This is a genomic window from Stenotrophomonas maltophilia, assembly GCF_001274595.1.
Classification (GTDB): domain Bacteria; phylum Pseudomonadota; class Gammaproteobacteria; order Xanthomonadales; family Xanthomonadaceae; genus Stenotrophomonas; species Stenotrophomonas forensis.
The window spans coordinates 2,525,859-2,546,038 of record NZ_CP011010.1 but is presented as its reverse complement, the minus strand read 5'-3'; the positions used below and the strand labels follow the sequence as shown (position 1 = coordinate 2,546,038).

The following is a 20,180-nucleotide window of genomic DNA, read 5'->3' as shown; positions in this document are numbered from 1 at the left end:
TCGGAGCCGAGCATGGCTCGGCTCCACCGTGGATCCACGCCATGCGTGGATGCCTTTCAGAAATCCATCGTCGCCGAGAACAGCACCGTTCTCGGCGCGCCCAATGCCAGGCTCGACAACAACGGCATGCCCCAGTACGCCTTGTTGGTCACGTTGTTCACGCTGGCGCGCAACGCCAGCGGGCGGCCGGCCAGCGTGGTGCTGTAGCGCGCACCCACGTCGAACAAGGTACGCCCGGGCACCGACAGGCGGTTGTCGGCACTGATGTACTGCTTCGACATCGCGGTGGCGTTGCCGGTCAGGGTCAAACCGCTCAGCGCCGGCACATCCCATTCCACGCCCAGCTTGGCTTGGCGCTGTGCCACCGCAGTCGCGATGCGGCCTTCATTGACGCCGCCTGCGGTGCGGGTCAGCTGGGGTTGCACGTAGGCCACGCCGCCCATCAGGCGCAGACCATCCAGCGGTGCGCCGAAGAAGCCCCATTCCACGCCGCGGTTCCGCTGCTCGCCGCCGAACGAGAAGATATTCGTGACCGGGTCGGTGTAGCTGCTTGGTCGCTTGATCTCATACACGGCGAAGGTGTGCGCGAAGCGGCCCAGGTCCAGTTTCAGGCCCAGCTCTTTCTGCTTGGTGCGGAACGGTGCGAACACATCGCCGGCATTGGCGGCGGTCATCGGCGCGGTGGCACCCTGGCTGAGGCCCTCGATGTAGTTGGTGTAGACCGAGACTTTGTCCGTGGCCTTCACCAACAGGGCGAAGGCAGGGGTGGTGGCGCTCTCGTCATAGCGCGAGGTGCGCGCACCGGTGGCTACGCTGAAGGTTTCGCTCAGCACCTGCTGGCGGCGCACGCCCATGGTCAGCTGCACGCGGTCATCGGCGAAGGACAGGGTGTCGGCGAAGCCGATGCTGTCCAGCTTCAGCTCGGTATGCGAGATGTGCGGTGCCACGAACGGCGCCGCCGGGCCCCACACCGGGTGGTACAGGTTGGTGGTCCAGTCCCAGCCCGGCACGCTACGGCGGCCGTAATCGTTCTGGGTGTGCTGGTAGTGGGTCACGTTGGCAGCCCACTGGTGGCCGACGCTGCCGGTGTGGAAGCGGCCGCGCAGGCCGGCATCACCGGACTGCTTCCTGATATCGAACGCGAGCTGGCCGATCACCGTGGTGAAGTCGCCGGCCGGGTTCAGCACCTGCGCGCTGATCGAACCGTTGTAGCGGTAGTCGGTCTTGCTGGTGCCATAGGCCAGGTAGGCCATCAGGTTGTCATTGATGTCCAGCTCGCCGCGCAGCATTGCGCCCTTGTCGCGGCTGTCGACGTAGGCCCAGTCCGGGTTGATCAGGGTATCGCCGCGCGGCGGCCGCGGAATAGCCACGCCTGGTGCCAGGCCAACACCACGGGCCGGGCCGTCGACGCGGTCGTCGGCGCTGTACAGATCGGCGGAGAGGCGCGCGCGCTCGCCGCGCCAGTCCAGTGCCAGCGCACCCAGCTGCACCTTCTTGCTCTGCTTGCCCACGGCGCCGTCGCCATCACGGTAGGCACCGTTGAAGCGGATGCCGAACTGCTTGTCGGCGCCCAGCCGGCGGCCGAGATCCACGTGCGTGCCGAACTGCGCATCGGAAGCGAAGTTGGCGCTGACCCGCAGCAGCGGCTGTTCGCCCGCGCGCTTGGGCACCAGGTTGACGCTGCCGCCAACCGAGCCGCCCGGTGGCATGCCGTTGAGCAGTGCGGACGGGCCCTTCAGCACCTCGATGCGCTCGAACATCTCCGGCGAGGTTCGGTAGTACGGCGCCATGCCGCTGAGGCCGTTGAAGGTGGTGTCACTGGTGCTGGAGGCGAAACCGCGGATTGAATAGTTCTCGCTCCACGAACCGGTCACGCCGTTGCTGAACACCGTGGGGTCAGTCGCCGCGATGACGTCGGTCAGGTCCCTGGCCTGGCGGTCGCGGATGAAGGCCTCGGTATAGCTGACGGTGCTGAACGGCGTGTCCATGAAGTCCTTGTCGCCAAGCAGGCCGACGCGGTTGCCGGAGGCGACCTGGCCGCCGGCATAGTCGCTGGTCACCCGGCGCTGTTCCTGTACCTGCACCGAGGGTAGGGTGGACGGCGCCGAGTCGGCCAGCGCAGCGAACGAGGCCAGCAGGCCCAGCGCCAGGGCCGACACGCGGTAGCGCCGGGCACCGCCCGGCGGATGCATCAGCACATGGCCGGTACCCAAGGCCGGACGAAGGATCGAAGAGCGAACGAACTGCACGGTCATGCCAGATTCCTGTGAATCGCAGGTGCGAACGCGCCTGGCGCGCTGCCAGCGGCAAGCACGGGGAGAGGGCGCAGCGCAGGGTTGTCGGCTGGGTGGGGACCTGGCGGTAAGTGAGCCACGGGCTCGATTCCGGCGTGCGTCGTGATTGCGAATCAGACGCATTCCGAATTAGTTGAGTACATTAAACTAAATTGCAGGGTGCGGACAAGAGGGTCCATTTGCTGGCACGCTCACTACGGTATGAACATGCACACCGAGATCCCGGCGCCGGCCCGTGGCCGCCCGCCCACCATCACCCCCGATCGCCTGGCCGACATCGGCATCAAGCTGGGCCTGCCGAACCTGACCATGGCCAACGTGGCCGCCGAACTGGCTGTGACCCAGGCTGCGCTCTACAAGCGCGTGGCCAATCTGGAGGCGCTGAAGCGGCTGGTAGCCGATACCGTGTTCCAGCGCTGGCAGATTCCGCGCGCCTCGGCCGACGCACCGGGTGGGCTGGAGGCCTATCTGATGGGTTTCGTGGCATCGCTGTGCGAAGTGGTGAAGGCCCACCCCGGGCTGCCGCCGTACCTGCTGCGCCGCGCGGTGGCGACTGCGCCGATGCTGGACAAGATCGCCTCGCACCAGGCGCATGTGGCCGAAGTGTTCGGCCTGCCGCTGGACAAGGCGCGCTGGCTGCTGGCCACGATTGCGTTCTATTGCATTGCCGGTGCCGACACGATCTACGCGATTGCCGATGACGAAGAGGGGCAGGTGATCACCGAGTTCAGGCAGGGGATGCGTGCGCTGGTGATCGGTTCGCTGGAGGTGCTGCAGCTTCGCTAGATCCACGCCATGCGTGGATGCCGTTGCACGGTTCGCCACGGCCCCATCCACGCATGGCGTGGATCTACAATGCGACCATGCCTGCCACGCCCACCCTCGATGATCTGCGCCGCTACGCGGTGGCGCGCACGTTGTTCAAACCCACCACGCTGCTGAGCGCGATCCGCCGCCTCGGCTTCGTGCAGGCCGACCCGATCCGTGCGCCGGCACGCGCGCAGGATCTGACCCTGCGCCATCGGGTGAAGGACTATCGCGCAGGGGATCTGGAGCGGCGCTATGCGCGCCTGCCGGTGGAGGAGGATTGCCTGGTGAACTACGGCTTCCTGCCGCGCGAGCATCTGGCGCTGATGCATCCACGGGTGTCCAAACGCGCGTGGGACGCCGAAACCCAGCGACGCGCGGCGGACGTGCTGGCCTTCGTGCGCGAGCGTGGCAGCGTGCATCCACGTGAGGTGGACCAGGCCTTCGCGCATGGCCGGGTGACCAACTACTGGGGTGGCACCAGCAATGCCAGCACCCATCTGCTGGATGGCATGCACTACCGCGGCCTGCTGCGTGTGCAGCGTCGTGACAGCGGCACGCGTATCTATGCGGTGGCCGACCACAGCGAAGCCGATGCCAGCGAACAGGCGCAGATTGAACGCGCCGCCGCCCTGATCGACCTGGTGGTGCGCAAGTACGCGCCGTTGCCCTCGGCCAGCCTGACCTACCTGGTGCGCCTGCTGGGCTACGGCGCACCGCATCTGGCCGAGCAGACCCGCAAGGCGTTGGCGCTGGCCAAGCAGCAGCTGGCCAGCTGCACGCTGGAAGGCACCACCTGGTACTGGCCGGCGGATGAGAATCCGCGCTCGCGCCGCCATGCACCGGACGAACAGGTGCGCCTGCTGGCCCCGTTCGACCCGGTGGTGTGGGACCGCCGCCGCTTCGAGCTGCTGTGGGCGTGGGTCTACAAGTTCGAAGCCTACACGCCTGCGCCGAAGCGCCAGTACGGCTATTACGCACTGCCGGTGCTGTGGCACGACCAGGTGGTGGGCTGGGCCAATCTCAGCGTACGCGACGGTGAACTGGCATCGAGCGTGGGCTATGCCGGCAGGTCGTTGGCACGCGACAAGGTGTTTCGAGGCGCGCTGGACGACGAGCTGCAGCGTATGGCCGCGTTCCTGTAGCGTCCGGGCATTCGTGCCCACCAAGGTGGGCACCTACCGAAGCAATTCCAAACTAGTCTGGTGGGCATCTACCGATACCGTCGTGCATGCGCCACCATCGCCAACACCACTACGCCGGCGGCCACGCTGGTGTGGCCGGATAGTGCGGCCAGACCAGATCCCACCCCCAGCCCGCGCATTGCGAATACGGTGCTGAACACCAGCAGCGCCCAACCCATGGCCCGCAGCTGCTGGGTCGCCTGCGCGCTCAGCACGCGACGCACCACGTCCCGCTGATGGCGTTCCATCGAAAGCGCAAGGCAGGCGAACGCCGCTACTGACAACACGAAGAGAATGAGGTGGATCATGCGCCGGCCTCCGGTACCGCATTGCGTGACGCTGCAGACGGCCTTGCGCGCTTCGCCTTTGGCGCATGCCGCCAGGTGCGCCAAGCCAGTAACGAGTGCAGGGCGGCCAATGCCAGCAGGGTCAGGTCGGTCCCGGCAAACGCCCAATCGCCCATCGCCAGCGCGTGCCACAGTGGGTGCGAGGTGGTCATCGCAGTCAGTACTGGCAACAGCGCCAGCAGCAGTGCCGCCAGCAGAAACTGTTCGATCCACGCGCGCTTCGCTGTACGCAGCGCGGCGTGCACGAACATGGCCGCCCAGGCCAGGAAGAACAGATGCATCTCCCAGGCCGCGCGGCTGTCCATGGCGACCGGCAGCAGGCGGTTGGCCCACAGGTAGGCGGCCATCGCCACCGACAGCCCGGCGACGGTGGCGATGTTGAGCCGCTCGACCAGGCGGAAACCGAAGTAGGGCCGTTGCGGATCGGCCAGCTGCGCGCGTCGCTTGACCGTCCACAGGACCAGCCCGGTGCCGACCATGGCGGTGCCGGCCAGGCTGACGATGAAGTACAGCCAGCGCAGGGCGGCATCGGCGAAGCGGCCCAGGTGCAGGCCATACAGCACGCCCTGGGTATCGGCGGCGACGCCTGAGTGTTCCTTGATCTGCAGCAGCTGCCCATCGCTGCCGTCGAACAGCAGGTAGTTCGGGGTGGTGGAAACACGACTGGACTGCGCGCGCACCACGGCCACGCGTGCGTTCTCGTCGCCGGGATTCTGTACCTGCACGCTGCCTGCAGCGCCAGTGCCCCAGCGCTGCTCGGCCTGTTGCACCAGCGCACCGACGTCGGTAAGCGGGGCAGGGTGGCCTGCTGGCTTCTGCGGCGGCAGGAACAGGCGCATCTCGCTGATCACTTCGGCCTGCTGGCGTTTGTCCGGCAGTTTGGCCAGGCCCCACGGCATGTACAGCACCGCCAGCATCACCAGCCCGCTCCAGGTGATCATGAAATGGAAGGGCAGGCCGAGCACCGAGACCGCGGCGTGACCGTCCAGCCACGAGCGCTGGCCCTTGCCCCAGCGGAAGGTGAAGAAGTCGGCGAAGATCTTCTTGTGGGTGATCACGCCGCTGACGATGGCCACCAGCATGAACATCGCACACAGGCCGACGATCCAGCGGCCCCACATGGCCGGCATGTAGTGCAGGTTGAAGTGGAAGGCGTAGAAGAAGTCGCCACCACCCGTATCGCGGGCCTGCAGCGGTGCACCGGTGCTGGCATCGAACAGGCCCGAGTCGAAACCGTGGCGGCCACGTCCGCCAGGGCTGGCCCACATCGCCGACACCCATGGCATGCGCTGGCTGGGCAGGCTGAGGTTGATCTGGCTGGCTGCAGGTGTGTCGGCCATGATCGCCGTGACGGTACGCTGCGCGACCGCAGCCGCGTCCGGCAACGTAGACGGTGTGGCGATTTCCGGCCGGGTGTAGCGCGAGAGCTCGTCGCGGAAGTAGCTGGCGGTGCCGGTGAGGAACATCGCGTACAGGATCCAGCCGGCCAGCAGCCCCACCCAGATATGCAGGTCGGACATGGTCTGGCGGATACCGCGTGGCTTCGGGGAGCGATCGACCTGGCTCATGCCCCGCCTCCGTCGCCAACCGTTTGTGCGATCAACCACAGCGGCAACGCGGCGATGACCAGGCCCAGCCACGCACGCCATGCCGAGCGCACTGCGAATACCCAGACCACGGCGCCGGCATACAGCAGGAAGCTGGCAAGCATGCCGGTGAACACGGCTTGGCGGCCATCGATGGGCAGCGCCAGCGCGGCGATGCTGCACAGGGCAGCCAAGGCATAGCCACCGAACAGCGCGGCGAGGATGCGTGAGACCAGCGGCAGCCAGGCCAGCACGGAAGCGGTACGGGAAACGCTCACATCAGTTCTCCGGGGCGCCCTGCGCGATGGCGGGGCGCCCGTGTATCAGGCATCAGAAATCGACGGTGGCCGACAGCAGCGCGGTGCGCGGCGTGCCCAGCCCGGAGCCGAGGCTGCCGGCCCAGTACGCCTTGTTGGTGAGGTTCTGCACGCTGGCACGCAGCACCAGCGGGTGACCGGCGGCCTGCAGTGCATAGCGGGCGCCGAGGTCGAACACGGTGCGGCCCGCCACCCACTGGCTGTTGTCTGCGTTGATGTAGCCCTTGGACAGGCTGACTGCATTGCCGGTGAGGGTGAGGCCGGCCACGGCGGGCACATCCCATTCCACGCCCAGTTTGCCCTGCCACTGCGGGGTGGCGGTGGCCAGGCGGCCCTGGTTGATGCCGCCCTGGGTGCGGGTCAGCTTCGGCTGCAGCCAGCCGATGCCGCCGAGCACGCGCAGCTGTTCGGTGGCCTGGCCGAACACGGTCCATTCCACGCCACGGTTGCGTTGCTGGCCGCCGGACGAGAACACGTTGGTGGCCGGGTCGGTGTAGGCGCCGGGCTTCTCGATCTCGTACACGCTCAGCACACTGGCCAGGCGACCGAAGTCAACCTTGGCACCGACCTCGCGCTGGCGCGTCTTGTACGGCGGGAACACGTCGCCAGCGTTGGCGGCGGTGGCCGGGGCGGTGCTGCCCTGGCTCAGGCCTTCGATGTAGTTGGCATACAGCGACAGGCGATCGTTGGCCTTGAACAGCAGTGCACCGGCCGGAGTATTGGCGCTGGCGTCGTAGCGTGCAGTGCGCTTGCCGGTGCTGCCATCGAAGGTATCGCTGAGTACGGTCTGGTGACGGATGCCCAGGGTCAGCTGTACGCGATCATCGATGAAGGACAGCGTATCGGCGATGCCCACGCTGGTGGTGCGCACTTCCGCGGTCTTCGGCAGCGACGCATCACTGAAGCTTCGATCAATGGCCGGGCCCCACTGCGGGTTGTAGATGTTGGTCACCCAATCCCTGGCCAGCAGGTTGCGCTTGAAGCCGAATTTCTGGTCGTGCTGGTACCACGCTGCACTGATCGCCAGTGCATGATCGACCGCACCGGTGCGGAACCGTGCCGAGAGGCCGGCTTCGGCGGTGTCCTTGCTGTAGATGAAGCGCTGGTGGGCGAAGTTGTTGCGGAAGTCGCCGGCTGCGTTGGTGATCAGCGTGGTGGCGCTGGCGATGGAGTCGAAATCGGTGTGGCCGTGCCCGTAACTGGCATGCGCCTGCAGGTGGTGGTTGATGTCGAACGACCAGCGCAGCGCGGCGGCCTGGTCCTTGACGGTGCTGAAGGTCCAGTCCGGTGCGAACAGGGTGCTGGCCTTCGGCGGTCGGGGCACCGCCAGGCCGGGCGACAGCGACACGCCACGGTTGAGGCCATCCACATGGTCGCGGCTGCTGAGCAGGTCCAGCGACACCTGCGAGCGCTCACCACGCCAGTCCAGGCCGAGCGAGGCCAGCTGCGTTTTGTGCTGCTGGTGGTCGGTGGCAGTGTCGCCGTCGCGGTGCACGGCATTGAGGCGCACGCCGAACTGCTTGCCCGCGCCAAAGCGGCGGCCGACATCCAGATGACCGCCCCACTGCGTGTCGCTGCCATAACTGGCAGTGAAGCGGGTCAACGGCGTGTCGCCAGCACGCTTGGGCACCAGGTTCACCGCACCGCCCACCGAGCCGCCCGGCGGCATGCCGTTGAGCAGCGCGGACGGGCCCTTCAGCACCTCGATGCTCTCGGCCAGCTCCGGGGTGACGCGGTAGTAGGGAATCAGCCCGTAGAGGCCACCGAATCCGATATCCGACGAGGCGACACCGAAACCGCGGATGTTGAAGTAGTCGGTGATGCCACCACTGGACCCACTGCTGTAGACGCTGGGGTCGGTCAGCGCGATCACCCGTACCAGGTCCGGCGCCTGGATGTTGTCGATGAATTCGGCGGTGTAGCGGGTGGTGTTGAACGGCGTGTCCATGAAGTCGAGCTCGCCGAGCAGGCCGACGCGGCTGCCGCGCGTGACCTGGCCACCCGCATAGGCATCGGCGGGTGCGGCTTTGTCGGCGCGTACGTTCACGGTGGGCAACTGGAGGGCGCCATCGGGTGCATCGTTGGCGTGGGCTGCGATGGCGATCAACAGGGTGGGCAGCAACGCTGCACGTGCGGCCACGGACAGCGCGGAGCGGCGTGGGAGGGGCAGGGTTCGCAGGGGGAGGGACATGGCGGTTCTCGTGTGGTGGGTCGTGCGATCGGCCAGCACGGCGCCGTCGATGACCTGCAGGGGCAGGGCGACGCGGGCTGTGGAATGGCTGGCAGAGGGCACGGCGCTGCCGCTGGGGCAGTGCTGCACGCGAGGTGCGTGGGCGATCTGTGGCTGGGTGGAACGACGCGCGTGGCGCGGATGCTGCCGTGTGGATCAGATATCGTCGGCAAGGTCGTCGAGGTCCTGCAGGCCACCGCCGCGTGCCAGCACGCGCTCGTAGTTGCGGCGGCGACGCTGGTCGGTTTCGGTGGTGGTCTCGCCACGCTTCCAGTAGCCGGCAACGGCAACATCGGTGCGTGGCAGGCCGACCGTTTCGATGAAGTGGCGGCGCAGGGCGCGCATTTCCTCGCGCTCCCCGGCCGCCCAGACCGTGCTGCCAGGCGGCGGCTGCTGTTGGCGCGCCTGCTGCAGCAAGGGCGCGTCACCGGTGGCAAGGCGATGCACGCAGACACCGTCGAGGTGCGGCAGCTCGTCTACCGGGAAAGCATCCTCCGAGCTGACCCAGGCCCGCGCACGCTGACCGACAGGCCACTGCTGCAGCAGGGCAAACAGGGCTGGGATGGCGCTCTGGTCTGCGAACAGCAGGGCGCAGGTGCCTTCGCGCTGCGGCACCTGCAGATGGGGGCGCGGCCCGGTCAGATCGAAGGCATCACCGGGGCGCAGCGCACGTACCCACGCCAGCATCGGCCCCGGCGCCTCGTGCAGCACTACGTCGAGGGTGAACTGGCGGGTGGCGGCATCGACGCTGCGCACGGTGTAGATCCGTGACACATCGCCGAACCCGGCGCCCAGCTGGATGCGCACCGCGATGTTGGCACGCTGCCATGGCGCAAGTTCTGCGTGTTCCGGCAGCTGGACCAGAAGGCGCAGCAGGCTGGCGCACGGCTGCACGACCGCGACCACCTGGACCTGCAGCGCCTGCAGGCCGCGATCATGGTCGGCGCTGCGCAGCCGCCCGGCCGGGGTGATTGAAGTGGGGGACGCGGACATCGACAACGATCCTGGACACTGCAGATGCGAATTAGTTACATCATAGTAAACTAAATTGATCGCACTGCAACCCGGGCCTGTCCGAAGGACACGCGACGCGTTGACCACTGCGTGGCGGCGGACCACCATGACAGCCCTTGCCCGCGCATCACGCAGGAACCCTTACCGCATGGCTGCACCAAAAAAAACCGCCTCCCGTGGGCGACCGCCCAGCATCACCCGCGAGCGCATCGCCGACGCCGGCATTGCCATGACGCTGCCGGGGCTGAGCTTCGTCGGCGTGGCGGCGGCACTGGGTGTCAGCCATATCGCGCTGTACAAGCATGTGGCGAATCTGGCGGCACTGCGCGAGCTGGTGGCCGAGGCGATCTTCGAGCGTTGGCAGGCACCGGCGCTGGATGCCGCTGGGCAGCGCAGCATCGTGGAGGATCTGCGTGCGTTCCAGCGCTCATTGCGGGCGCTGGTGGATGACAATCCGGGCCTGGCCCCGTTCCTGGTCAGCCACGGCGCGAAGACGCCGGAGATGCTGGCGCGCATCCAGCGCCACCATGCCGAATTCAGTCGCGTGCATGGCCTGCCGCTGGAACAGGCGGCATGGCTGCTGTCGACCGTGGGCTATCACGCCGTGGCGCTGGCCGACACCGTGTATTCCCGGCATGCGCTGGTGGATACCACGCGCCGGACCTTGGATCGGAAGGCACAGCAGGCCGAGTTCGACCGCAGCATGGAAGCATTGATCATCGGAGCATTGGCGATGTGCGGGCGCATGGCAGCCCCTGGGTAACGCTCATTCCAGGTGGGCAGCTACCGGTCATGCTCCGCATCCTCCATGCCCGGGCTGACCCGACGACCGATGTCCTTCAAGCGCGCCAGCTGGTCCACCATCGACGGCGCATCATCCAGGCTGCCGACGAACGTCCACAGGTAGGTCATCACTGCGTACACATGGCCCGGGGTCACCCCGTCGGTGGTGGCGAGGCGGCCGATGGTCAGCGCGAACAGCACCGCGGCGGCTGCGCCGACCACCACGAAGGCGCCCGCTTCGCGGTCGGACAACAGGATGCGCAGTCGCGACAGCGTGGTGTAGTGACGGCGCAGCACCGAGGGGCTGACCCGGTCGACCAGGCGGATTTCATGTTCCAGCCGGTTGTTCAGGCGCCCATGCAGCTGCTCGTTGCGGCGCGCGAATGACGGCAGCAGCAACAGTGCGCCCAGCAGGGCGACCAGGCTTGCAGCGCCCACTACGGGTTCGATCGCCAGCAGCATCGCGGCCGCGCCGAACATCGACACCAGCGCGGTGGCGATGATTGGCACGTGCTTCTCGAAGAAGTCGACGAACTCGCGCGCCAGCACCACGCGTGCGGCGGAGGTGGAGGTAGCGTGGCCGAGACGCCGCTGTGCCTGCACCACATTCACTGCCAGGTCGGCATAGATGCGGGTGAAGGTGCGCGTATCCACCGCACGGCGGGCGGCACCGACCAGCCAGAACAACAGCACCACGCCGGCATAGGAGATGGCGTGGCCGATGTCGCCGCGGATGATCGCGTCCACCGCGAAGCCGGCAAACAGGGGATAGGCCAGCAGCAGCGCGTTCTCCAGCGCGACCAGCGAGAACGTACCGGTGAGCTGCCAGGGATAGGTGCGCAGGATCGCTTTCAGGGTGGCGGCCGCATTCTGCTGGCCGATGCTGCCGGCGGCAGCCGCCGGATCGTGGGGGTGTTTCATCGGGATGCCTGGAGGGGACGGAGACAGGGCAGGGGATGGATGCCTGCCATCTGCCCGGTCATGCCCAGTATCGGCAGCCGTTTGGAGCGGGCATGGAGGGACGATGGAGGTTGCGTGGAGAAAATCGCGGTGTTCAGCGGAGGGCGTGGTGCCCGCCAAGGTGGGCCGCTACCCGAGCTTCAGCGCCGCGCGTGCACCGGCCAGCGCAGTTCGAACGAACTGCCGCCACGCTCGGTGGCGCGGCAGCGCGCCGTTCCGTGATGGGCCACGGCAATCGCCCGCACCACGGCCAGGCCCAGCCCGGAGCCACCGCTCTGCCGTGAACGTGAGACGTCGGTGCGCTGGAACGCTTCGAAGATGCTGTCGCGCAGTTCATCCGGAACACCAGGACCGCTGTCTTCCACGGCTACAGTGCAATGACCTTCGGCCAGCGTGACGCGCACCCGCAGCGGGCAGGGAATGGCATGGCGGCGTGCGTTTTCCAGCAGCGCCAGCACCGCCTGGCGGATGCGCGCCGGATCGCAGTCGGCCAGCGCCGGGCGCGCCTCCAGCGTGACCGAGAAGCTGCTTTCGGTGAGTGCCTCTGACATGGCTTCCACCACCGCCGCCACCTGCACGCTGACATCGCTGCGTTGCAGCCGCAGGTCCAGGTGGCCGCTCTGGGCCAGGCTGACCACGCGCAGGTCCTCGATGATGCGGGTCAGGCCCTCCAGCTGGGTGAGCATGCTGTTGAACTGTTCCGGCCCCGGTTCGAACACGCCCTCGGCGATGCCCTGCAGGCGGCCGCGCAGGATGGTCATCGGCGTACGCAGTTCGTGCGCGATTGCTGCATTCCAGAACACCCGGTTCTCGGACATGCGGCTGAGGCGCTCGGCCATCGAGTTGAAATCGCTGACCAGCGTGGCCGCTTCAGCCATGGTGGTATCACCGCCGCGTGCACGCGCGTCCAGATCGCCGCTGGCCACCCGGCGCAGGCTCTCGGCCACCGAATTCAACGGGGTGATGATGCGCCGGGTCAGGCGCGAGGCGACCAGCGTGGCGAAGATGACGACCACGCTGGCGGTCAGGCCGATCCACAGCCATTCCAGGCCGGACGGCATGATGGTTTCCGGCTGGTCATACCAGCGCGGATAGAACACCTCCATCAGGTAGTAGAACAGGTAGAAACCACTGATCGACAGCACCGTCGAACACAGCGAGGCGACCGTGATGGACAGCGTGATCTGGCGTCCGATGCTCTTGCCTTTGGGGTTCATCATTCAGTCCAGGAAGCGGTAGCCGACGCCGCGGATGGTGGCGGGAATGCCGATCACGCCCACGTCCTCCAGCTTGCGCCGCAGTTTGCTGACATGACTGTCGACGGTGCGTTCCTGGGTATCGCCTTCGGGCAGGCAGGCATGCAGCAGGTCCACCCGCGCATGCACCTGCCGGGGCGCGCGGGCCATGTGCACCAGCAGGCGGAACTCGGTGAGGGTGAAGGTCAGTGCATGCTGCTGCTCGCCGCTGCGCACGGTCACCTCGTGGCTGCGCAGGTCGATCTCGAACGGCCCCTGCCGGATCAGCCCATTGGGTTCTTCGGCCACCGTCCTGGCACTGCGGCGCAGTACGGCCTGGATGCGTGCCACGATCTCGGCCGGATTGAACGGCTTGGCTACGTAGTCGTCGGCGCCCACGCGCAGGCCGGTCAGTTTGTCCACATCCTGGTCCAGCGCGGTGAGCATGATCACCGGGGTGTTGCCACGCCGGCGCAGTTCGCTCAGTACCTGCCAGCCATCCAGCCGCGGCATCTGCACGTCCAGCAGCACCAGGTCCGGGCGCAGCTGGCGGTGGGCGGCGAGGGCGGCTTCGCCGTCGGCGGCACGGGCGCTGCGCAGGCCGGAACGGTCGAGGTAGGCACCCAGGATGTCGGCGATCTCGCCTTCATCCTCGGCAATCAGCACCAGCGGTGGCTGGCGGGTACGGAGGGCGTGTTTCATTGCGTGATGCGCAGCGTTGCGGTGGCGGCCAGTCGGCGAGGCCGACGAGGCTAGCGGCCGTTGATGGAGACTCGGTCGAGATTGTGTCGAGATTTCATGGACACGCGCGGCGACGTTCAGCTGCGGGCGGCCTGCCTGAACGGCGGCGCCCTCTCCACGCAATCTCCATGCTGGCTGCAGAAGACGTCCACACGCGGCCACCAGACTGGGGACTCAGCGGTCGCACCGGGCGACTGCGTGCAGCTGGGCCTTTCGATGAGCAACCGCAGGACCTGGATCAGTGTTGCCGCCGTGGCCGCGTTGGCTGCCGGCGCCGCCGCGTGGGTACTCGCCGAGGGCGACGAGGCCGCGCTGATCACCGCGCCGGCCCGGGTGGCCGACCTGGAAAAGACCGTGCAGGCGGTGGGCCGGGTCAATCCGAAGGAACTGGTGGCGGTGGGCGCGCAGGTGTCCGGGCAGGTCAAGCGCCTGCATGTGGTGCTGGGCCAGCGCGTGCAGGCCGGCGACCTGATTGCCGAGGTCGATTCACAACCACAGCGCATCGCGCTGCGCAGCGCCGAGGCCGCCACCAGTACGTTGCGCGCCCAGCACACCGCCAGCCAGGCCCGCTACGTGCAGGCCAGCCGTGTGTTCGAGCGGCAGTCGCAGCTGGTGGCGTCGCGGCTGGTCTCGCAGGAGGGCTTTGAAACCGCACGGGTGGCCCGCGATGCTGCCCGTGCCGACGTGGCCGCGCTGCAGGCGCAGATCGACCAGGCGCTGACCCAGGTGGAAACCGCACGGATCAACCTGGGTTACACCCGCATCGTTTCGCCCACTGACGGCTATATCGTGGCGATTGTCACCAAGGCCGGGCAGACGCTGAATTCGATGCAGACCACGCCGACCATCGTGATGCTGGCGCAGATGGACACGATGACGGTGCGTGCCGAGATCGCCGAGGCCGATGTGGAACTGGTGGCGCCGGGGCAGCCGTTGTGGTTCTCGACACTGGGGCCGAGCGGACGCCGCTATGAATCCCACCTTCAGCAGCTTGAGCCGGCGCCGTCCTCGATTGCCGAGGCGGCCACCGGCAGTGCGGGCGGCGCTGCACAGACGCCGAAGGCGGTGTACTACGCCGGCCTGTTCGATGTGGCCAACCCAGGCCTGGCGCTGAAGCCGTCGATGACGGTGAAGGTGACGCTGCAGCTGGCGCGGGCGGCCAGCGCGTTGCAGGTACCGCTGACGGCGCTGACCGAGTCGGCCGACACACAGGGCCAGCGCGCTACCGTGCAGGTGGTTGATGCCAAGGGGCGCGCCCGCGAACGTGCGGTGACCACCGGCCTGCGCACCGCCACTGCCGTGCAGATCCTGACCGGCCTGCGCGAGGGCGAGAATGTGGTGGTCGGCCAGGCGCCCAGTGGCGCCGACACCGAACCGACCAGCCTGCTGGGGATGTGAGCATGGCCGACGCACTGCTGGAGCTGCGCGCGGTGTCGCGCGCCTATCGCCCCGCCGCCGGTGAAGTGGTGGTGCTGAAGGACGTTTCGTTGCGCATCGATGCCGGTGAGTTCATCGCCATCATCGGTCCGTCGGGGTCCGGCAAATCCACGTTGATGAACATCCTCGGCTGCCTCGACCGGCCGACCGAGGGCAGCTACCGGGTGAACGGCGAGGCCACCGAGCAGATGGCGCCGGATGCGCTGGCACGGCTGCGCCGCGAGCATTTCGGTTTCATCTTCCAGCGCTACAACCTGATGGAGAACCTGAGCGCCACCGAGAACGTGGCGCTGCCGGCGGTGTATGCCGGCGTGGATGCAGATACGCGCACCGCCCGTGCACGCTCGCTGCTGGAAACACTGGGCCTGGGCGAGCGCACCGCGAACCGGCCGAGCCAGCTGTCCGGCGGCCAGCAGCAGCGCGTGTCCATCGCGCGTTCGCTGATGAACGGCGGCGCCATTGTGCTGGCCGATGAGCCGACCGGCGCGCTGGATCATGCCAGTGGCCAGCAGGTGATGGCCGAGCTGAAGCGCCTGCACGCGCAGGGCCATACGGTGATATTGGTGACGCACGACGCAGCGATTGCGGCAAACGCTGCACGGGTGATCGAGATCGCCGACGGCCGGGTGGTGGCTGATAGTGGCGAGCGTGGGACGCAGGCCGCGCACTCCGCACATGCACCCGAAGCCAGGCCTGCGCCGCGTGCCGAACGCCGCGCCCGGATGGACGCAGTGCGCGAAGCGGCGCGGATGGCCGTGCGTTCAATGCTGGCCCATCGGCTGCGCACGTTGCTGACCATGCTAGGCATCATCATCGGCGTTGCTGCGGTGGTGACCGTGGTGGCGCTGGGCAAGGGCGCGCAGGCGCAGGTGGAGTCGCAGATCAACGAGCTGGGCGCCAGCACGCTGGAGATCTATCCCGGCGCCGATTTCGGCGACCCGCGCTCGGCGGAAATCGAAACACTGGTGGTGGGCGACGCCGACCATCTGGCCGCATTGAGTTACGTGGACAGTGTCAGCCCCAACCTGAGCGGATCGGTGGCGGCGTTGCAGGGCAGCCGTCGCGCCAATACCCAGGTGCTGGGCGTAGGCGCGGATCTGCCGCGCGTGCGCGGGCTGCGGCTGAAGGCCGGTCGCTTCTTCAGCGCTGACGAAGTGGACGCACATCGCGCCGTGGGCGTGGTCGACCAGAAGGCTGCGAAGGCATTGTTCGCCGGTAACCCGATCGGCAGCACGGTGCTGCTGGGCGGCATGCCGGTGGAGGTGATCGGTGTGGTGGGGGCGAATGCCTTTGCCGGCGGCGCAACGCCCACGGTCTACGTGCCGTACACCTCGGCCGCCTCGCGGCTGCTGGGCAGCCAACGCCTGGAGAGCATCACCGTGCGCGTGCGCGACAACGTACCGACCAACGCCGCAGAGGCCTCGCTGGGGGCCGAGCTGCAACGCCTGCATGGGCGCCGCGACTTCTTCATCTACAACGCCGACCAGATCCGCAAGGCGGTGATGAAGTCCAGCCAGACCATGGCCGCGCTGGTCTCCGCCATCGCGGCGGTGGCGCTGGTGGTGGGCGGGGTGGGGGTGATGAACATCATGCTGGTGTCGGTGAAGGAGCGTGTGCGCGAGATCGGCGTGCGGCTGGCGGTGGGCGCGCGCCAGGGCGACATCTTGCGCCAGTTCCTGATCGAGGCGGTGCTGATCTGCCTGTTCGGTGGCGTGCTCGGCGTGCTGTTCGCGTTCGCGGTGGGGGCGTTGTCCAGCCTGCTGTCGCTGGGCGTGCCGTTCCTGTTCACTGCCGGGCCAGTGCTGGCCGCCCTGGCGTGCTCGTCGGCGATCGGGCTCGGCTTCGGCTACTTCCCGGCACGCAGTGCGGCGCAGCTGGATCCGATCCAAGCGCTGGCGGCGGAATGACGCCATGTGCGACTGTGGGTAGCGCCGGGCTGTGCCCGGCGCCATCGCTCAGGCCGCGTAGACCTGCGTGTCCACATATTCCGACAGGCCCCTGCACGCCAGCAGCAGGCCCTCGCGTACGTCGTTGCCCACCTGTTGCGCCTCTTCGCCATCCACGCGCACGCGCTCGCTGGCATGCAGTAGCTCCAGCAGCACGGTGAGCCCGGCGTTGGCGCGGTTGATGCGCGCCAGCGCCACGCATTGCCCCGGTGCGCGCCCCTTGCGCTGCAAGGGCTGGCCGTCGGCCGCTTCCACGTCGCGGATGCGTTGCAGGCAGTCCAGCAGGGTGATGCCGTTGGCGGCGGGATTGGCGGCGAGGGTGGTTTCCAGCGGCTCGGCGAGGGTGTCGGGCAACTGGCTGGCGACATCACCGAGGGTGGCGAACAGGTACGGGTAGCGGTCGGCGCTCATGGCGGTTTCCTTATGCGTTACGCGAAGGAGCCACCCTGCTTGACAGCAAGGGTGGCGGACGGTGCGTGGTTGCAATACCGGCGACTAACGTTGCCAAAGCTCCGGCGGGCACGAGGCCCCCACGTACCGCCCGCCATAGATGCGCGGACAGATTGCCTGCCGGCGCCATCCAGAGGGAATGGACGACGCCGACAGGCAAGCGTAAACAACATTAGTCAAACGGGATTGCAAGCCCGTGCCACCCGTTGTCGGTGGCTGGATATGATTTGCATGCAGCGCCTTGGCTGCCAATGAGAATAGTTGGAAAGTTCGAAATTATTGGAATGTGGATGCACCCGCGCAGCGGATGATCGAGGCGTGCCAATCACGACATTGCGTGCGATGCCGCGTAGCGGGCGTGGCGCGTCAGGAAGCCGGTCGAGGATGCCTGCGCACACGTGCGCGTTCGCGATACAACCGGCTGTCGGCACGCTGCAGGGTATCGCCCACTGATTCGCCAGGCGTGTGGTGCGTCGCACCGAGTGAGAACGGCGTCGGCGACTGTGCCGCATGTTGCAGATACCACTGTTCCAGCACCGCCAGCCGCCCCGTGTCCGGGGTGATCAACACCACCATGAACTCGTCGCCGCCCATCCGCACCACGTTTTCCGCCGCACCCAGCGGCGAGCGCAGGAAGGCGGCGAACTCCACCAGCACGGTATCGCCGCGCGCATGGCCCTGGGTGTCGTTGATCTGCTTGAAGTGATCGAGGTCGAACATCAGGCAGGCCCAGGGCTGGTCGGCCAGCTCGTCCAGCCGTGGCAGGAAGCGGCGGTTGTAGCTCTGGGTCAGCGGGTCCTTGAAGGACATCTCGCGCAGCTGCTGTTCCTGCATGCGCAGCGCGGTAACGTCCTGTGCGTGGCCCAGCACGTAGGGCGGGTTGGCCTCGCTGTCGAGCACGTTGTGGTACGCCCAGAAGTGGCGGGTGCCATCGGCGGCGATCAGTTCGATCACGCCGGCATCGGTGTGGTTGACCGCAATGCGTGCGAGGTACGCCTTGAACGCAGCGTGCTTCTCCGGCGGCATCAGGTCGCACAGGCTGCGCCCGATCATGTAGCTCTCGTCGAAGCCCAGCGATTGCACCGCGGCCGGATTCACCGAGGTCAGCACGCCTTCCAGTGTGTGCGTGCAGATCAGCCCCAGGCTGTAGTGGAACAGGCGCCGGTAGCGGGTTTCGCTGGCTTCCAGCGCATCCAGTGCGGCACGCTCTTCGGTGATGTCCTGGATGGCCCCGACCAGGCGCGGGCGGCCGTCGACCTGCTGCCGGCCGCCGACGACGCGCGTCCAGATATCGCGGCCGTCGGCGGTGGTCATGGGCAGCTGCACTTCCCAGGAGGTGCCTTCGTCGATGCAGCGCTGCACGGCGGTGCGGATGATGCTGCGGCTGTCTTCGCGATAGAACGACAGCGCGGTTTCCAGGGTGGGTTCAAAGGTGCTGCGCACGCCGTGGATCAGCTTGGTCTCGCGGGTCCAGCGCACGTCGTTGCTGGCCAGGTCCAGTTCCCAGCCGCCCACCCGCGCGGCGCGGTTGGTGCGTTCCAGGAAATCCTCGCTGCGCTTCAGTTCGCGGTGCAGAGCCTTGGCCTGGCCGACCTGCGCCATCAGCGTGCTGCGCTGTTCCAGCACCTGGGTGGTGACCCGGACCAGATGTACCATCAGTTCGCGCTGCGACGGCGACAGCACGCCGGGCATCGGGTCGAGCAGGCACAGCGTGCCGATACGCGCACCGTGCGCCGAGCCCAGCGAGATGCCGGCGTAGTGGCGGATGCGGGGGCCGCCGGTGACCAGCGGATTGCTGGCGAAGCGCGGGTCCTGGCGGGCGTCTGGAATCTCGAACAGCGCATCCTGCTGGATGGCGTGCGTGCAGAACGAGATTTCGCGGGCGGTCTCGCTGACCCCGTCCAGCCCGATGTTGGCCTTGAACCACTGGCGTTCGTCGGCCACTACCGAAATCAACGCCATGGTCATGCCGGTGGCGGCACGTGCAGCGGCCACGATGGCGTCAAACACGGGTTCCGGCGGGGTGTCGAGCAGGTGCAGCCGGTCAAGTTCAAGCAGTCGTTCGGCTTCGTCCATGGCGCTTTTCAGGGCTGGGTGGCGAGGGCGGCTTCGGCGGCTGTCAGGCACTACGCTAGTGCGTACCGCGTTATGTATCGCCATCACCGGGTGATGCCAACGTGAGGCAGCGCGGTCAGCGCTTGCGGGGCGAGCGGGCGGGGCGCACTGAAACGTGACGGTGGTCGCGAACGTGCCAGCGCCAGGGAAACTCCACCGCGCGCGTGATGCCGATGCGCGGGCCGACCACCGGGTCGAGCGGGGGTGCGGTGCCATCGCTGGCGATGACGATGCCCTGGTTGCCGGTGACCAGATCGGCACCGTCGAAGCGGCGGTCCAACCCGAACGCCTGGGAGAGTTTGCCCGGGCCGCTGGCCAGATCGTGGTCGCGCCTGGCAGCCGGGCGCAGTTCGCGCATGTACTCCAGCCCGGCCAGCGGCTCGGCGGCACGCAGCAGTACGGCCACCCCATCGCCGATCTCGCCACACACCACATTGCTGCCCCAGTGCATGCCATAGGTGAAGTAGACGTACAGGTGCCCGGCTTCGCCGAACATGCTGGCGGTGCGCGGGGTCGGCCCGCGGTAGGAATGCGCGGCCGGGTCCACGCTGCCGGCGTAGGCTTCGACCTCGACGATGCGGGCCGCGCGTCCATCGTCGCGCACCAGCAGCTTGTTGAGCAGCTCCGGCGCAACCTCGGTGGACGGGCGCTGGTAGAAGCGGCGGGGGAGAATCTTCCAGTGCGGCGGCAATCCATCCAGCACGGCAGGGGCAGGCTCTGCGGGAGAAGCCTGC

General features: G+C 67.6%; 17 protein-coding genes. 5 read left to right on the top strand and 12 right to left on the bottom strand.

What is annotated here, in order from left to right:
- Positions 1-56 precede the first annotated feature (56 nt).
- Positions 57-2,192 carry a TonB-dependent receptor gene (locus tag VN11_RS11745; RefSeq protein WP_238581888.1) on the bottom strand — a complete coding sequence of 712 codons (2,136 nt, stop codon included), beginning with the start codon at positions 2,190-2,192 and terminating at the stop codon, positions 57-59.
- Positions 2,193-2,495: 303 nt separating this feature from the next.
- Between VN11_RS11745 and VN11_RS11740 the strand changes: the two genes are divergently transcribed.
- Both VN11_RS11740 and VN11_RS11735 read left to right on the top strand, forming a co-directional pair.
- The gene (locus VN11_RS11740; RefSeq protein WP_053449848.1) at positions 2,496-3,080 is read left to right on the top strand and encodes a TetR/AcrR family transcriptional regulator; all 585 of its coding nucleotides are present in this window, start codon (positions 2,496-2,498) and stop codon (positions 3,078-3,080) included.
- Between the two features lie 53 nt (positions 3,081-3,133).
- Positions 3,134-4,246 (top strand): DNA glycosylase AlkZ-like family protein, encoded by a 1,113-nt coding sequence (locus VN11_RS11735; RefSeq protein ID WP_238581795.1) that lies wholly within the window; start codon positions 3,134-3,136, stop codon positions 4,244-4,246.
- Positions 4,247-4,314: 68 nt separating this feature from the next.
- Here VN11_RS11735 and VN11_RS11730 read toward each other — a convergent pair whose 3' ends face one another.
- From VN11_RS11730 to VN11_RS11710, 5 genes are all read right to left on the bottom strand, one after another.
- Positions 4,315-4,593, bottom strand: coding sequence for a DUF3325 domain-containing protein (locus VN11_RS11730; protein WP_053449847.1), 279 nt, complete (start codon positions 4,591-4,593; stop codon positions 4,315-4,317).
- On the bottom strand, positions 4,590-6,200 hold the full coding sequence (locus VN11_RS11725; protein WP_053449846.1) for a PepSY-associated TM helix domain-containing protein: 1,611 nt from the start codon (positions 6,198-6,200) through the stop codon (positions 4,590-4,592). The genes VN11_RS11730 and VN11_RS11725 overlap by 4 nt, the downstream gene beginning before the upstream one ends.
- Positions 6,197-6,496 (bottom strand): DUF3649 domain-containing protein, encoded by a 300-nt coding sequence (locus VN11_RS11720; RefSeq protein ID WP_053449845.1) that lies wholly within the window; start codon positions 6,494-6,496, stop codon positions 6,197-6,199. The genes VN11_RS11725 and VN11_RS11720 overlap by 4 nt, the downstream gene beginning before the upstream one ends.
- Positions 6,497-6,548: 52 nt before the next feature.
- A complete protein-coding gene (locus VN11_RS11715) occupies positions 6,549-8,726 on the bottom strand; it encodes a TonB-dependent receptor (RefSeq protein ID WP_053451313.1) in 2,178 nt (725 codons plus the stop codon).
- A gap of 195 nt (positions 8,727-8,921) precedes the next feature.
- Positions 8,922-9,758: a siderophore-interacting protein gene (locus VN11_RS11710; protein ID WP_053449844.1), complete on the bottom strand. Its 837-nt coding sequence runs from the start codon at positions 9,756-9,758 to the stop codon at positions 8,922-8,924.
- Positions 9,759-9,927: 169 nt separating this feature from the next.
- Between VN11_RS11710 and VN11_RS11705 the strand changes: the two genes are divergently transcribed.
- On the top strand, positions 9,928-10,542 hold the full coding sequence (locus VN11_RS11705) for a TetR/AcrR family transcriptional regulator (protein WP_053449843.1): 615 nt from the start codon (positions 9,928-9,930) through the stop codon (positions 10,540-10,542).
- 20 nt (positions 10,543-10,562) lie between these two features.
- Here the strand turns inward: VN11_RS11705 and VN11_RS11700 are convergent, their stop codons facing one another.
- The 3 genes from VN11_RS11700 to VN11_RS11690 form a co-directional block, all read right to left on the bottom strand.
- Entirely contained in the window at positions 10,563-11,483 is a 921-nt protein-coding gene (locus VN11_RS11700) for an ABC transporter six-transmembrane domain-containing protein (protein WP_053449842.1), read from the bottom strand.
- Positions 11,484-11,662: 179 nt separating this feature from the next.
- Positions 11,663-12,739 (bottom strand): ATP-binding protein, encoded by a 1,077-nt coding sequence (locus VN11_RS11695; protein WP_053451312.1) that lies wholly within the window; start codon positions 12,737-12,739, stop codon positions 11,663-11,665.
- A gap of 3 nt (positions 12,740-12,742) precedes the next feature.
- The gene (locus VN11_RS11690; protein WP_053449841.1) at positions 12,743-13,459 is read right to left on the bottom strand and encodes a response regulator; all 717 of its coding nucleotides are present in this window, start codon (positions 13,457-13,459) and stop codon (positions 12,743-12,745) included.
- Positions 13,460-13,714: 255 nt separating this feature from the next.
- On the opposite strand from VN11_RS11690, the gene VN11_RS11685 reads away from it, so the two are divergent.
- Positions 13,715-14,896 carry an efflux RND transporter periplasmic adaptor subunit gene (locus tag VN11_RS11685; RefSeq protein WP_053451311.1) on the top strand — a complete coding sequence of 394 codons (1,182 nt, stop codon included), beginning with the start codon at positions 13,715-13,717 and terminating at the stop codon, positions 14,894-14,896.
- Positions 14,897-14,898: 2 nt separating this feature from the next.
- Positions 14,899-16,842, top strand: coding sequence for a MacB family efflux pump subunit (locus tag VN11_RS11680; RefSeq protein ID WP_053449840.1), 1,944 nt, complete (start codon positions 14,899-14,901; stop codon positions 16,840-16,842).
- Between the two features lie 48 nt (positions 16,843-16,890).
- Here VN11_RS11680 and VN11_RS11675 read toward each other — a convergent pair whose 3' ends face one another.
- The 3 genes from VN11_RS11675 to VN11_RS11665 all read right to left on the bottom strand — a co-directional run bounded on the left by VN11_RS11675 (position 16,891) and on the right by VN11_RS11665 (position 20,149).
- The gene (locus tag VN11_RS11675; RefSeq protein ID WP_053449839.1) at positions 16,891-17,292 is read right to left on the bottom strand and encodes a hypothetical protein; all 402 of its coding nucleotides are present in this window, start codon (positions 17,290-17,292) and stop codon (positions 16,891-16,893) included.
- Between the two features lie 405 nt (positions 17,293-17,697).
- On the bottom strand, positions 17,698-19,407 hold the full coding sequence (locus VN11_RS11670) for a sensor domain-containing diguanylate cyclase (protein WP_053449838.1): 1,710 nt from the start codon (positions 19,405-19,407) through the stop codon (positions 17,698-17,700).
- 115 nt (positions 19,408-19,522) lie between these two features.
- Positions 19,523-20,149, bottom strand: a complete 627-nt coding sequence (locus tag VN11_RS11665; RefSeq protein ID WP_053449837.1) for a DNA-3-methyladenine glycosylase — start codon at positions 20,147-20,149, stop codon at positions 19,523-19,525.
- Positions 20,150-20,180: the final 31 nt, after the last annotated feature.

Coding starts and splice junctions, on each gene's coding strand:
- VN11_RS11740 (WP_053449848.1), top strand. CDS start 2,496: ATGAACATGCACACCGAGATCCCGGCGCCGGCCCGTGGCCGCCCGCCC.
- VN11_RS11745 (WP_238581888.1), bottom strand. CDS start 2,192: ATGCATCCGCCGGGCGGTGCCCGGCGCTACCGCGTGTCGGCCCTGGCG.
- VN11_RS11700 (WP_053449842.1), bottom strand. CDS start 11,483: ATGAAACACCCCCACGATCCGGCGGCTGCCGCCGGCAGCATCGGCCAG.
- VN11_RS11670 (WP_053449838.1), bottom strand. CDS start 19,407: ATGGACGAAGCCGAACGACTGCTTGAACTTGACCGGCTGCACCTGCTC.
- VN11_RS11710 (WP_053449844.1), bottom strand. CDS start 9,758: ATGTCCGCGTCCCCCACTTCAATCACCCCGGCCGGGCGGCTGCGCAGC.
- VN11_RS11705 (WP_053449843.1), top strand. CDS start 9,928: ATGGCTGCACCAAAAAAAACCGCCTCCCGTGGGCGACCGCCCAGCATC.
- VN11_RS11685 (WP_053451311.1), top strand. CDS start 13,715: ATGAGCAACCGCAGGACCTGGATCAGTGTTGCCGCCGTGGCCGCGTTG.
- VN11_RS11680 (WP_053449840.1), top strand. CDS start 14,899: ATGGCCGACGCACTGCTGGAGCTGCGCGCGGTGTCGCGCGCCTATCGC.
- VN11_RS11715 (WP_053451313.1), bottom strand. CDS start 8,726: ATGTCCCTCCCCCTGCGAACCCTGCCCCTCCCACGCCGCTCCGCGCTG.
- VN11_RS11695 (WP_053451312.1), bottom strand. CDS start 12,739: ATGAACCCCAAAGGCAAGAGCATCGGACGCCAGATCACGCTGTCCATC.
- VN11_RS11730 (WP_053449847.1), bottom strand. CDS start 4,593: ATGATCCACCTCATTCTCTTCGTGTTGTCAGTAGCGGCGTTCGCCTGC.
- VN11_RS11725 (WP_053449846.1), bottom strand. CDS start 6,200: ATGAGCCAGGTCGATCGCTCCCCGAAGCCACGCGGTATCCGCCAGACC.
- VN11_RS11690 (WP_053449841.1), bottom strand. CDS start 13,459: ATGAAACACGCCCTCCGTACCCGCCAGCCACCGCTGGTGCTGATTGCC.
- VN11_RS11675 (WP_053449839.1), bottom strand. CDS start 17,292: ATGAGCGCCGACCGCTACCCGTACCTGTTCGCCACCCTCGGTGATGTC.
- VN11_RS11735 (WP_238581795.1), top strand. CDS start 3,134: ATGGCGTGGATCTACAATGCGACCATGCCTGCCACGCCCACCCTCGAT.